Consider the following 12,968-nt stretch of genomic DNA (forward strand, 5'->3'; position numbering starts at 1 on the left):
CCGCACCTGGCCGGCTCGCTGGCCCGCGCCGGCGTGGAGTTCGCCCTGCTCGACGACTACCACTTCGTGCAGGCGGGCGTGCCGCCCGAGCGCCTGACCCACGGTCCCCTGCTGACCGACGACCTCGGCCACGAGGTCGCCCTGCTGCCCATCAGCGAGCAGCTGCGCTACCTGATCCCGTTCCGCGATCCGGCCGAGACCGTGGCCGCCTGCCGCGCCCTGCACGAGCGCGACCCCGAGGGCGTGCTGGTCATGATCGACGACGGCGAGAAGTTCGGCGCCTGGCCGGGCACCCACGACCTCGTCTACGGCCGCGGCTGGCTGGACCGCTTCTGCGCGGCCCTGGTCGCCGAGTCGGACTGGCTCGAACTGGCGCACCCGTCCGATGTGCTGCGGGCCCGCCCGCCGCGCGAGCGCGTCTACCTGCCGCCCGGCAGCTACTTCGAGATGTCGGAGTGGTCGCTGCCGATGCCCGCGGCCGAGATCTTCGCCGACGCGGTGCACGCGTACCGCGACCAGGGGCGCTGGGAGGAGATGCGCCCGTTCTTCCGGGGCGGCTTCTGGCGGCAGTTCTTCCAGAAGTACGAGGAGAGCCTGCTGATGCAGCGGCGCTCCCTGCTGCTGCACGAGGAGATCGCCGCCGCCGAGGCCACCGGGGCCGACGAGCAGCGCGTCGACGAGGCCCGCGACCACCTCTGGCGGGCCCAGTGCAACTGCGCCTACTGGCACGGCGTCTTCGGCGGCCTCTACCTGCCGCACCTGCGCCACGCCATCTACCGCCACCTGATCCTGGGCACCGAGATCATCCAGACCGTGGCGCCGCCGCCGCGGGCCCAGATGGTGACGCTGGTGGGCCGGGCGGGCACCGACGTGCGGCTGGGCAACGACGCGCTCGAGCTGTACCTCTCGCCGGACCGCGGCGGCGCCCTGGTCGGGCTCGAGGACCGCCGCGAGGACTGGAACCTCCAGAACACCCTGCGCCGCCGGCGCGAGGCCTACCACACGAAGATCGAGCGGGCGCCCGTGACCGGCGAGGGGGGCGGCGATGCGGCCGGCGAGGGCCAGGGCGTCTCGATCCACGACCTCGTGACGCGCGTCACCCCGGAGATCAAGCGCGCGTTGGCCGTGGATCCCCAGCCGCGCTACTCGCTGCTCGAGCGCTTCCTGCACCTGGATGCGGGCTTCCCCGACGTGCTGCCGGACATGGGCGGCCAGGACGGCGGCGATTTCGCCGCCGCGCCGGCGGCGATGACGTCGCCGCGCTTCGGGCAGACGGGCAGCCTCGAGGACGACCGCTTCCAGACCCGCCGCGACGGCCGCTACCGCGACCGCGACGGCCGCTCCTTCCCGCTGCAGGTGGAGAAGACGGTGGCCCTGCACCGCAACGGCGCGGCCTTCGACGTCGCCTGGACGGTGCGCAACACGGGCCGGGAACCCGTGCGTTGCCGGTTCGCGCCGGAATGGAACCTGGCCCTGTACGACGGCGGCGCCTACGCCCCGGAGGGCGGCGAGCCGGCGGTGCCGCTGGACTCGGTCCGCCTCGACCGCCGCCGCGAGCTGGTCGTGCTGGTGCCCCTGCACCGCGCCGCGCTGCGCTGGGAGCTGGGCAACGAGGCGGAGGTGTGGGTCCACGCCGTGCGCACGGCGACGCAGGCCGAGGACGGTTTCCGGCTGACCTACCAGGGGCACCTGCTGCTCTTCGTCTGGGACCTCGACCTCGAGCCCGGCGTCGCCCAGACCTTCCGGCAGTCGTTCGCGGTCGAGCACGGGGTCGCCGCCAACCGGGAGGTCTGAGATGAGGATCCTGATGGTCGCCGCCGAGTACGCGCCGCTGGCCAAGGCCGGCGGTCTCGGCGACATGGTGGCGGCGCTCGCCGGCGCCCTGGCCGCGCGCGGCCACGAGGTGAAGGTCGTGCTGCCCCTCTACGGCGACGTCGACCGGGAGCGGCACGGGCTGGCCCCCTGCCCGCAGCTGCCGCCCTTCGCGGTGCGACGCGGCGACGCGGTGCGCCGCTGCCGGTTCTGGCGGGCGACGGCCGCGGCGGGTCCCGACGTGCTGCTGCTGGAGAACGAGGGGCTGTTCGGCCGCGCCGGCGTCTACGGCTACGCGGAGGCGGGCGAGTTCGCGGACACGCTGCCGCGCCTGGCCCTGCTGGCGCAGGGGGCGCTGGCGGCGACGGTGATGCTGGACTGGGCGCCCGACGTGGTCCACGTCCACGACGCGGCGGCCGCCCTGGCGGCCGTGGACCTGGCCTGCTGGACGCGGGCCGGCACGCCGCTGGCCGCGACCCGCACGCTGCTGACGATCCACAACCTCGCCCACCAGTCGCTCCACCCGCGCTGGGAGTTCCCGGGCCTCGACCTGCCGACGCGCCTGGCCTGGCACCCCGGCGAGATGGAATTCCACGGCGGCCTGAACCTGATGAAGGCCGGCATCCTGCTGTCCGACCGGGTCAACACGGTCAGCCCGACCTACGCGAGCGAAGTGACCCTCGACGAGGACCTCGGCTGCGGGCTGGCCGGCGTGCTGCGCGACCGGGGCGAGGCCTTCTCGGGGATCCTCAACGGCATGGACCGCACGGCGTGGGACCCGGCCACCGACCGCTGCCTGCCCGCCAACTACTCGGCGCGGGCGCCGGCCGGCAAGTCCGCCTGCCGCACCGCCCTGCTGCGCGAGCTCGGGCTCGAGGACGGCGGCCCGGTGCTCGTCTCGGTCGGGCGCCTGGCGCACCAGAAGGGGATCGACCTGCTGCTGCCGCTGGTCGACGGGCTCGTGGACGACGGCTGGCGGCAGGCCGTGCTCGGCACCGGCGAGCCGGCCCTGGAGCAGGCCCTGCGCGGGGCCGCGGCGGCCCGGCCGGGGCGGGTGGCCTTCGCCCCCCGCTTCGACGAGGCCCTCTCGCGCCGCTTCTACGCCGGCGCCGACGCGTTCGTGATGCCGTCGCGCTTCGAACCCTGCGGCCTGGCCCAGCTGTACGCCCTGCGCTACGGCACGCCGCCGGTGGTGCGGCGCACCGGCGGGCTGGCCGACACCGTGGCCGACGCCTCCGGGCCCGCCGGCGTCGGCTTCGTCTTCGACGAGGCGACGCCGGCGGCGCTCGGCACCGCGCTCGCCCGCGCGATCGAGGCTTGGCGCGAGCCGGACCGATGGAGTAGTCTCGTGCGGCGGGGCATGGCCGCGGATTACGGATGGAACGCGCCGGCGGCCGCCTACGAGGATCTCTACCGCAGCCTGGAGGGAACATGAGCGTCGGCAGCAAGTCGGATGCGCCCGTCAAGATCCTCGACCTGCCGCGCCACACCCTGACGATGATCATGGCCGGCGGCCGCGGCGAGCGGCTGCGCCCGCTGACCGACGAGCGCTCCAAGCCCGGCGTGCCGTTCGGCGCCAACTACCGCATCATCGACTTCACGCTCAGCAACATCTGGAACTCGGGCCTGCGCCGCATCTACGTGCTGACGCAGTACAAGTCCTACTCGCTGGACAAGCACCTGCTGAAGGGCTGGCAGATCTTCAACCACGAGGCCGGCGAGTTCCTCTACGGCATCCCGCCCCAGCACCGCGTCGGCGAGATGTGGTACCGCGGCACCGCCGACGCCATCTACCAGAACATCTACCTCATCGACCGCGAGCAGCCCGACTTCGTGCTGATCCTCTCGGGCGACCACATCTACCGCATGGACTACTCCACGCTGATGGTCCTGCATTCCCGCCGCAAGGCGCGCCTGACCCTGGCCGCGGTCGTGGTGCCGCGCAGCGAGGCCCACGAGTTCGGCATCCTGGAGGTCGACGAGAAGGGCTGGGTGATCGGGTTCCAGGAGAAGCCGTCGGACCCCAAGACGATCCCGGGCAAGCCCGACTGGTGCCTGGTCAACATGGGGGTCTACGTCTTCAACCGCGAGGACCTCGTCAGCGAGCTGCTCAAGGACGCGGGCGATCCCAGATCGGCCCACGACTTCGGCAAGAACGTCATCCCGGCCATGGTGCGCGAGGGCGGCGTGCTGGCCTACCCCTTCCTCGACCACGAGACCGACCAGCCCCGCTACTGGCGCGACATCGGCACGCTCGACACCTACTACGCCGCCTCGATGGACCTCATCCGCCCGGTGCCGCCGTTCAGCCTCTACGACCGCGAGTGGCCCATCCGCACCTGGATGGCGCCGGCGCCGCCCGCCAAGACGGTCCACAACCACTTCGACGGCACCAGCCCGCTCGGCCAGCTCATCGGCTCGATCGTCGGCGGCGGCACCATCATCTCCGGCGGCACCGCCGAGCGCTCGATCCTGGGCCGCAACGTCTACCTCGACGCCGGCTGCCACGTGGTGGATTCGGTGATCATGGACAACGCGCGCATCGGCAAGCGCGCGGCGGTCCACCGCGCCATCGTCGACAAGGGCGCCGAGATCCCCGACGGCATGCACATCGGCTGGGACCGCGAGGCCGACCACCGGCTGTTCAAGGTGACCGAGGCCGGCGTGGTCGTGGTGCCGAAGGACTGGCGGGCCGGGGCCGAAGCCGCGGTCTAATCCCCGGCGTACTGGTCGGGCCGGCGATCCTCCCACAGGTCGTTGCGGGGCGTCAGGCGCGGGTCGGCGTCGGCCAGGTCGAGGCGCGCGACGGCGGCCCCGACCGTGTCGCCGCCGAGCCGGGCCAGGGGCGCGCCGCGGGGACCGCAAACCTGGCTGCGGCCGATGAAGTCCAGCCGCCGGCCCTCGATCCGCTCCTCCCGGCCCACCCGGTTCGCCGTCACCGCGAAGCAGCGGTTCTCCAGGCAGCGCGTCACCATGGCGTCGGGGCAGTGGGGCAGCACCAGGTTGCTGGGGTGCGCCAGCAGCTTTGCGCCGCGCCGCGCCAGGGTGCGGGCCGCCTCCGGGAAGATCCAGTCGAAGCAGATCATCATGCCCACCGTCGTGCCGCAGGCCGCGAACACCGGGAAGCCGAGGTCGCCCGGCGCGAAGACGAGCTTCTCGTCCCAGAAGAGGTGGACCTTGCGGTAGAGCGCCGTGGTGCCGTCGGGCCGCACCAGCAGGCTGCTGTTGTAGAGCCGGTCGCCGTCGCGCTCGGCGAAGCCGGCCACCAGGGTGGTGCCGGTCGCGGCGGCCCGCTCCGCCAGGCGGCGCGACGTCGGCCCGTCGGCCGTTTCGGCCAGGTCCCGCAGTTCCCGGCGATCGCGGAACTGGTAGCCGGTGGTGCAGAGTTCGGGCAGGACGGCCAGATCGATCCCGGGCGGCACCAGGTCCAGGGCCGCCTCGAGGTTGCCCGCGGACTCGCCGAACACCGGCGAGGTCTGGATCGCCGCCACGCGCAGTTCGCTCACGTCGTCTCCCTCCGCCGCGGCGCGGGCCGCAGCAGGTCCTCGAGCCGCGTCAGCATGGCGGCCCGGTCGAAGTCGGTCCGGATGCGGGCGGCGGCGGCCGTGCCCAGGCGGTGGCGCAGGTCGGGGTCGCCGAGCAGCCGCAGGATCGCGGCGGCCAGGGCCGCCGGATCGTCCGGGGCCACCAGCAGTCCCGTCTCCCCGTCATGCACCACCTCGGGCAGCGAACTGACGCGCGTCGCGACGACGGGCCGGCCGCAGGCGCCCGCCTCGGCGGCGGCGAGGCCGAAGCCCTCGTAGCGCGAGGGGACAGCCAACAGGGTCAGGCTGCGGTGGAAGGCCGGCATGTCCTCGACCCAGCCCGCCAGTTCGACCGTGGCCGGCTCGGCCAGGGACGCCCGCCATGCTGCCAGCTCCGCGCGCAGCGGTCCCTCGCCCGCAATGCGCAGCAGGGGCGGCGCCCCGCGGGAGGCGGCCAGCACGCGCGGCCAGGCCGCCATCAGCAGGGGCACGCCCTTGCGCTCGTCCAGGGCGCCGGCGAAGCCCACCACGAGTCGGCCCCGCGGTTCCGGCGCGGAGTGGAAGCGGGCGCCGTCGATGCCCTTGTGAAGCAGGTGGACGCGTGCGGGCGGCAACCAGGGCGCGCTGTCCAGGGTCGTGCGCAGGGTCGCGCGCGAATTCACGATCACGCCGCTGGCCACCCGGCCGTAGTACCAGCGGTAATGCGGGCGCCGGCGCAGCGGGTGGTCGCTCTCGCGGCTCTTGAGCACGACCCCGACGCCGGCGAGGCGCGCCGCGGTCCCGGCGGCCTTGAGGTCCTTGAGGCGGTTGCAGAGCACCGCGTCGGTTCCGTGGGCGCGCAGCAGGTGCCACAGGCGCGCCACGGTCCAGGGTGCGCCGTCGCAGCGGATCGGGACGCCCGCCGTCGTGAGCCCGTCGTCGGCGGCACGCCGCAAGAGGGGCGAGCCCGGCTGCCCGACCACCAGGAGGCGGTGCCCGCGATCCCGCAGGCCGCGGGCCACGTCCAGGTCCCAGAGCTCGGCGCCGCCGAGGCTCCGCATGCCGTTGACCAGGGCGAGGGAGATGTGGGGATCGGTCTCGGTCATCGGTCGGGACACTCCGTTCCGGGGTCTGGGCCCGATTCTCCGCGAACGGCGCGGAATGGCAAGCCGTATCGGGAGGGCCGCCGGGCGCGGCCCGGCCTTTCGAGCCCGACCATCCCTGCTATATTGGGGGCTCGCGCGACCGTTCCCCAGCGACCGGAGCCCCGTGTTCGACCGCAAACCCGTCCGCCTCGACCCCCGCACGCCCTGGTTCGCCGGGGTGCGCACGGCCCTGTCGCCCATGGCGGGCGTGACCGACCGGGCGTTCCGGGACATCTGCCGGGAGCACGGCGCGGGGATCGCCTTCTGCGAGTTCACCGCCGCCAAGGGCCTGACCTACGACATCCCCCAGGCCTGGCGGCTGGTGGACACCGAGGGGGAGCGGGGGCTGGTCGGGGTGCAGATCTTCGGCAACGAGCCCGCCGCGATGGCCGGCGCGGCCCGCATGATGGCGGGTCGGCGGCTCGACGTGCTGGACATCAACTTCGGCTGCCCCGCCAAGAAGGTCGTGGCGAAGTGCGGGGGCAGCGCGCTCTTGGCCGACGTGCCGCTGCTGACGGAGATCGCGGCCGCGGTCGTCGCGGCCAGCCCGGCGCCGGTCAGCGCCAAGATCCGCACCGGCTGGGACGAGGCCTCGGTCAACTACCGCGAGGTCGGCCTGGCGTTGCAGGAGGCGGGCTGCGTCTGGGTCACGCTGCACGGCCGCACCCGCGCCCAGAAGTTCACCGGCGAGGCCGACTGGGAGCGCATCGCCGACCTGGTCGACACGCTCGACATCCCGGTGATCGGCAACGGCGACGTCGTGGACGGGGACGGGTACGCCCGCATGGTGCGCGCGACCCGTTGCCACGCGGTCATGGTGGGCCGGGCCGCCACGGGCGACCCCTGGCTCTTCGAGGCGATGGACGCCGCCGAGGGGCTGCGGGCGTACGCGCCGCCGACGCTGGCCGAGATCTTCGCCACCGTCGAGCGGCACATCGCCGACGAGTGCAACCTGAAGGGCGAGCGGATCGGCTCGCAGGTGGTGCGCAAGCACGTGGTGCGCTATTTCCGCGGTTTCCCCGGCGCGGCGGCCATCCGGCGGCGCCTGTTCGCCACCGAGACCGGGGAGCGGATGCTCGCCGTGCTGGCCGAGGTGCGGGGGGAAGCGGACCTGCAGCAGCGGGCGGACCGCGATCCCTAGCGCCGGCCCGCCAAGTGAAGGACCGCCAGGGGACGGGTCTTGCGCCCGCGGCGCCGGTCTGCTAGATTCTCCCCGAGACAGTGACGGCTGTCCTTTTAATGTGGCCCCGCGAGGCCCAAAAGGAGGCGGAACCGGAACCAGGCAGGCACGGGTGCGTTCAGGCCCTGCCTTTTTTTGTGTCCGGCGATGCCCCCGGGAGGCGTGGAGATGTCCTTCGTCGAGAAGACCACCATCATGAACGGCAGCGAGGTCGGCCGGGCGCTGACCCGCATCGCCCACGAGATCATCGAGGCGAACAAGGGGACGGCGGACCTGGTGCTGCTGGGCGTGCAGCGCCGCGGCGTGCCGCTGGCGGCGCTGATCGGCGAGGCGATCCGCAAGGTGGAGGGGGTCGAGGTCCCGCTCGGCGCCATCGACATCACGTTCTACCGGGACGACCTCTCGACGATCGGGCCGGCGCCGCGCATCAACGAGACCACCGTCCCGATGGACGTCACCGACAAGAACGTCATCCTGGTCGACGACGTGCTGTACACCGGCCGCACGGTGCGCGCCGCGCTCGACGTGATCATGGACTGGGGCCGCCCGCGCGCCATCCGACTGGCGGTGCTCATCGACCGCGGGCACCGCGAGCTGCCCATCCGGCCGGACTTCGTGGGCAAGAACGTCCCCACCTCCCAGAAAGAGATCATCAAGGTCAAGGTGAAGGAGTTCGACGACCGCCAGGAGGTCGTCGTCGGGGAGGTGCTGGAGGGATGATCCTGCGCAGCAAGGACCTGATCGGCCTGGAGGACCTGTCTCGCGAGGAGATCCTGACCATCCTCGAGGCCGCCGAGGCCTTCCGGACGATCTTCGACCGGCCGGTCCGCAAGGTGCCGATCATGCGCGGCAGGACGGTCGTCAACTTCTTCGTCGAGCCCAGCACGCGCACCCGCATCAGCTTCGAGCTGGCCGAGAAGAGGCTGTCCGCCGACATCGTCAACTTCGACGCCTCGAACTCCTCGCTCAAGAAGGGCGAGACGCTGCGCGACACCGCCGAGAACATCCAGGCCATGAAGATCGACATGATCGTCGTGCGCCATTCCTCGCCGGGAGCGGCGGCCTACCTGGGCCGCGTGCTGAAGGCGAGCGTCATCAACGCCGGCGACGGCGCCCACGAGCACCCGACCCAGGGACTGCTCGACATCATGACCATGCGCCAGCGGCTGGGGGACCTCGCGGGGCGCAAGGTCACCATCATCGGCGACATCGCGCAGTCGCGCGTGGCGCGCTCGAACATCTACGGGCTGACCAAGCTGGGCGCCGAGGTGACGGTCTGCGGCCCGCCGACGATGGTGCCGGCGGCGATCGCGCGGCTGGGGGCGACCGTCGAGCACGACCTGAAGCGGGCGGTGGCCGACGCGGACGTGCTGAACATCCTGCGCATCCAGCTCGAGCGCCAGAGCCAGATGGTCTTCCCCGGCAACCGGGAGTACCACCTGATGTTCGGCGTCACCGAGGAGGTGCTGCGCCACACCAAGCCGTCGTGCTTCGTCATGCACCCCGGCCCGATGAATCGCGACGTGGAGATCAGCTCCGCGGTCGCCGACGGGCCGCGACAGGTGATCCTCGAACAGGTGACCAACGGCGTGGCCGTGCGCATGGCCGTGATCTACCTGCTGTCCGGCGGCGACCCCCGCCAGCTCGGCGGCGGCGCCCGCACCGGCGTCCGCGAGGAGGAGTGAGCATGGAGTGGAGCTGGAAGCGGATCCCCGCCGAGTACCTGGTCGCGAACGTGCGCCTGTGCCGCGACGGCAAGCTGGCCGACCGCCCCGGGTTCCTGCACGTCCAGAAGGGGCTCGTCGCCGCCCTGGGGCCGGGCGCGCCGTCGCGCGAGGACCTGCCCGTGCTCGACGGCGGCGGCCTGGTCTGCGCGCCCGGTCTGGTCGACGTGCACGTGCACTTCCGCGAGCCCGGCCAGGAGGAGAAGGAGACCATCGCCACCGGCTCGCGCTCCGCGGCGGCCGGCGGCTTCACCGCCGTGGTCACCATGCCCAACACCCGCCCGCCGGTGGACCACGCGCCGATGGTGCGCTACATCCTCGACCGCGCGCAGGAGACCGGGCTCTGCCGCGTGTTCCCGACCGCGGCGATCAGCCGGGGCCAGGAGGGCGAGACGCTGACGGAGTTCGGCGACCTGGTCAAGGCCGGCGCCGTCGGCTTCACCGACGACGGCCGCCCGGTCATGCACGGCAAGCTCATGCAGTTCGCCCTGCAGTACGCGCGGGTGCTGGGCGTGCCGGTGACCTGCCACGCCGAGGACCTGACCCTGGCCGGCAAGGGCGTCATGCACGCCGGCTACTGGTCGACGAAGCTGGGGCTGGCGGGGCTGCCGCGGCTGGCCGAGGACGTGATGGTCTTCCGCGACGTCGAGCTGGCCCGCGCCACCGGCGGGCACCTGCACGTGGCCCACGTCTCGACCAAGGGCACCGTCGAGATCATCCGGCGCGCCCGGGAGCAGGGCGTCCACGTCACCGCCGAGGTGACGCCCCACCACCTGACCCTGGACCACTCCTGCTGCCGGGACTTCTCGCCGCTGTACAAGATGAGCCCGCCCCTGCGGGAGCAGGAAGACATCGAAGCCGTGACCCAGGGGCTCGTCGACGGCGTGCTGGACTGCGTCGCCACCGACCACGCGCCGCACACGGCGATGGAGAAGGAGCTGATGTTCGACCAGGCTCCCTTCGGCGTGGTAGGGCTGGAGACGGCGCTCGCGGTCTGCCATACTCACCTGGTCAGGACCGGCCGGCTGAGTCTGGGCCAGCTGATGGAGAAGATGAGCTCGCGCGCCGCGGAGACCTACGGGCTGCCTTGCGGGCGCCTGGAGGAGGGCGGGGAGGCCGACTTCCTGCTCTTCGACCCGGACGAGGAGTGGACCGTGCAGCCCGAGGCGCTGCGCTCCATGAGCCGCAACACCCCGTACGGCGGGCACAAGCTCGCCGGGCGCGTGAAGGCGACCTTCCTGCGCGGCCGGCCGACCTACCGCGACGGCGAATGAACGAATCACGACCGCAGTCCCGTCACGACCTGGATCCCGTGTCGACCCCTGGGATAGGATGACCGCGATGAGGAACCGGCACCGCAAACTGGTCGCAGCCGCGGTCGCCGCGGCGCTGCTGGCCGTCGGCGCGGGCTGCGCCCGCTTCAACACCTTCTACAACGCCAGCAAGGCCTTCGACACGGCCGAGATGGTGCGCGAGGACCGCCTCAAGCAGGGGCTGGACCCGGCCACGCCCACGCCGCAGCAGGCCCAGGAGTACCAGCGCTGTGTCAAGAAGTGCCAGATCATCCTGGACGAGTACCCGGGCCACGCGCTGACCGACGACGCCCTGTTCCTGATGGCGAAGGCGTACCACCGCCTCGAGTCGCACCGCATGGCCATCACCCAGCTGGACCTGCTCGTCTCGAATTTCCCGGCCACGCCCCACCTGGAGGAGGCCCTGTACCTGCAGGCCGTGAGCCACCTGATGGTGGGCGACGCCGGGGGCAGCGACAACTACCTCTCCCAGCTCGAGCTGGCGTTCCCCGAATCGGAGTTCCAGGCCGAGGCGCTGCGCGTCGGCGGCGAGAACGCCCTGGCGCTGGAGGCCTGGGCGGACGCCCGCGACCGCTTCCGCGACTACCTCGACCGGCACGCCGAGCGGGGCGAAGCGGCGGCCGTCGGCGCCAAGCTGGCCCGCTGCTACTGGGAGCTCGGCGAGTACGAGGAGGCCCGCCGCCGCCTGGAGGCCGTCGCCGCCACCGACGGTGACAAGGGCCAGCTCTTCGAGGTCCGGCTGCTGGAGGCCCGCTGCCTGACGCGGCTCGGACGGCACGACGAGGCGGCGGACCTGGTCGCCGGCTTGAAGGAAGAGGCCGAACTCTACGGCAAGGACGGCGTGACGGCCCTGGCCCAGGCCGAGGTCCTGATGGCCAGGGGGAGGCCCGAGGAGGCGGCCCCGCTGCTGGAGGCCCTGCCCCAGGAGTGGCGCGCCGGCGAGGTGCCGGCGCGGCTCGCCGAGATGCTCGGGAACATCTACCTGTCGCAGTGGAAGATCGAGGAGGCTCGCGCCCAGTTCCGCGACGCCCTGCGCAACACGAACGTCCTGGAGGACGAGGAGCGCTGCCGCCGGCTCGACGCCGAGCTCAACCGCTACCTGGCAGCCGAGCAGCGGCACGGCACTGCCGCCGAAGATCAGAAGCCGGCGCTGCGCCTGATCATGGCCAACGTCCTGCTGTTCGCCCTGGACCGGCCGCGGCTCGCGCTGGACGGCTACCTCGAGGTGGCCGCGGCCGCGCAGCAGGACAGCGCCGCCGCCGTGCGCGGCCTCTTCGGCGCGGCCCTGGTCTACCGCGACCGCCTCGGCCTGCCGGACTCGGCGGCCGTGTTCGACGCGCAGCTGCAGGCTGCCTACCCGCAGTCGCCCCAGGCCTTCGTCGCCCGGGAAGGCGCCGAGGGCGATCTCTACGCCTACCTGACCGAGCTCGACGCCCGTCGGCGCGAGATGGACCTGGCCGCCGGCCCGTCGCCCGATCGCGGTCCCGAAGCCATCGAGGCGGCCGGCCCCGACGGCGAACGGCCTGCGCCGCCGCCGCCGGCGGGCGGGCGCCGGTCGCACTGGCGCGACCGGAAGCTGCAGGGGCGCGGCTGAGGGATGGCCGGGCCTCGGCCCAGGAGAACGCGACGTGAACCTGCCCGCCGCCGCCAGCGCCCCGCCCGCCCGACGCCTGCAAGGGACGATCGTCGCGCAGACCGCCGTCTCGTCGTCCATGCACCGGGTCGAGTTCGACCTGCAGGAGCACGTCCCCTTCCAGCCGGGCCAGTTCTGCATGCTCAACCTCGCGGGTGACCTCTCCCTGGTCTTCGGTCGCCCCTTCTCCATCCTAGCGACGACGGGGAGCCGCCTCGCGCTGCTCTACAAGGTCGTCGGCCGCGGCACCACGCGGCTGCGCGAGGCCGCCGTCGGCGCGCCCGTGACCTGCCTCGCGCCCCTGGGCCGACCGTTCCCCGCCCCCGACCCCCGGCCGCGCCTGCTGCTCGCCGGCGGGGTGGGGCTGCCGCCCCTGCTCGCCTGGGAGGCGCGCTGGGGCCGCTCGCGGGACCTCTGCTGCGTCGGCGGCCGCGACGGCGGCGACCTGCCCTGGGACCTGCTGGGCCCCGCCTGGCGCGCGAGCGTGGACCGGGCCGTCGCGCTCCCGGCCGACCGGCCGGCGTTCGCCGGCAACGTCGTGGAACTGGCGCGCTCGCTGCTGCCGACCGGGGCGCCGCCGCACGTGGTGCTGGCCTGCGGCCCGTCGCCCCTGCTGCGCGCGGCCGCGGCGCTGGCCGCCGAGCGCGGTTGGGACTGC

The 12,968-nt window shown here is 73.1% G+C and carries 11 protein-coding genes; 9 read left to right on the forward strand and 2 right to left on the reverse strand.

Annotated elements, in window-relative coordinates:
- The 3 genes from Q7W29_06695 to glgC form a co-directional block, all read left to right on the forward strand.
- Nucleotides 1-1,794, forward strand: a 1,794-nt coding sequence (locus Q7W29_06695) for a DUF1926 domain-containing protein (GenBank protein MDO9171502.1), incomplete at its 5' end; no start/stop codon positions are given.
- 1 nt (nt 1,795) lies between these two features.
- Nucleotides 1,796-3,247, forward strand: a complete 1,452-nt coding sequence (locus Q7W29_06700; GenBank protein ID MDO9171503.1) for a glycogen synthase — start codon at nt 1,796-1,798, stop codon at nt 3,245-3,247.
- The gene (gene glgC / locus Q7W29_06705; GenBank protein ID MDO9171504.1) at nt 3,244-4,527 is read left to right on the forward strand and encodes a glucose-1-phosphate adenylyltransferase; all 1,284 of its coding nucleotides are present in this window, start codon (nt 3,244-3,246) and stop codon (nt 4,525-4,527) included. Before Q7W29_06700 ends, glgC begins: the two co-directional genes overlap by 4 nt.
- Here glgC and Q7W29_06710 read toward each other — a convergent pair.
- Both Q7W29_06710 and Q7W29_06715 read right to left on the reverse strand, forming a co-directional pair.
- Nucleotides 4,524-5,318: a nitrilase-related carbon-nitrogen hydrolase gene (locus Q7W29_06710; protein MDO9171505.1), complete on the reverse strand. Its 795-nt coding sequence runs from the start codon at nt 5,316-5,318 to the stop codon at nt 4,524-4,526. The two genes, glgC and Q7W29_06710, sit on opposite strands and share 4 nt — an antisense overlap.
- The gene (locus Q7W29_06715; GenBank protein MDO9171506.1) at nt 5,315-6,421 is read right to left on the reverse strand and encodes a glycosyltransferase family 4 protein; all 1,107 of its coding nucleotides are present in this window, start codon (nt 6,419-6,421) and stop codon (nt 5,315-5,317) included. Before Q7W29_06715 ends, Q7W29_06710 begins: the two co-directional genes overlap by 4 nt.
- A gap of 163 nt (nt 6,422-6,584) precedes the next feature.
- Here Q7W29_06715 and Q7W29_06720 point away from each other — a divergent pair, with 163 nt between their 5' ends.
- The 6 genes from Q7W29_06720 to Q7W29_06745 form a co-directional block, all read left to right on the forward strand.
- Nucleotides 6,585-7,601 (forward strand): tRNA-dihydrouridine synthase, encoded by a 1,017-nt coding sequence (locus tag Q7W29_06720; GenBank protein MDO9171507.1) that lies wholly within the window; start codon nt 6,585-6,587, stop codon nt 7,599-7,601.
- A gap of 207 nt (nt 7,602-7,808) precedes the next feature.
- Nucleotides 7,809-8,360: a bifunctional pyr operon transcriptional regulator/uracil phosphoribosyltransferase PyrR gene (pyrR, locus tag Q7W29_06725; GenBank protein ID MDO9171508.1), complete on the forward strand. Its 552-nt coding sequence runs from the start codon at nt 7,809-7,811 to the stop codon at nt 8,358-8,360.
- Nucleotides 8,357-9,325, forward strand: coding sequence for an aspartate carbamoyltransferase catalytic subunit (locus Q7W29_06730; GenBank protein MDO9171509.1), 969 nt, complete (start codon nt 8,357-8,359; stop codon nt 9,323-9,325). The genes pyrR and Q7W29_06730 overlap by 4 nt, the downstream gene beginning before the upstream one ends.
- Nucleotides 9,326-9,327: 2 nt before the next feature.
- Complete coding sequence (locus tag Q7W29_06735) at nt 9,328-10,638, forward strand: dihydroorotase (GenBank protein ID MDO9171510.1); 1,311 nt, start codon at nt 9,328-9,330, stop codon at nt 10,636-10,638.
- A gap of 67 nt (nt 10,639-10,705) precedes the next feature.
- On the forward strand, nt 10,706-12,271 hold the full coding sequence (locus Q7W29_06740; GenBank protein ID MDO9171511.1) for a tetratricopeptide repeat protein: 1,566 nt from the start codon (nt 10,706-10,708) through the stop codon (nt 12,269-12,271).
- Between the two features lie 34 nt (nt 12,272-12,305).
- The coding region (locus Q7W29_06745; protein ID MDO9171512.1) for a hypothetical protein at nt 12,306-12,968 on the forward strand (663 nt) is incomplete at its 3' end.

Source organism: bacterium, assembly GCA_030654305.1.
Taxonomy (GTDB): domain Bacteria; phylum Krumholzibacteriota; class Krumholzibacteriia; order LZORAL124-64-63; family LZORAL124-64-63; genus PNOJ01.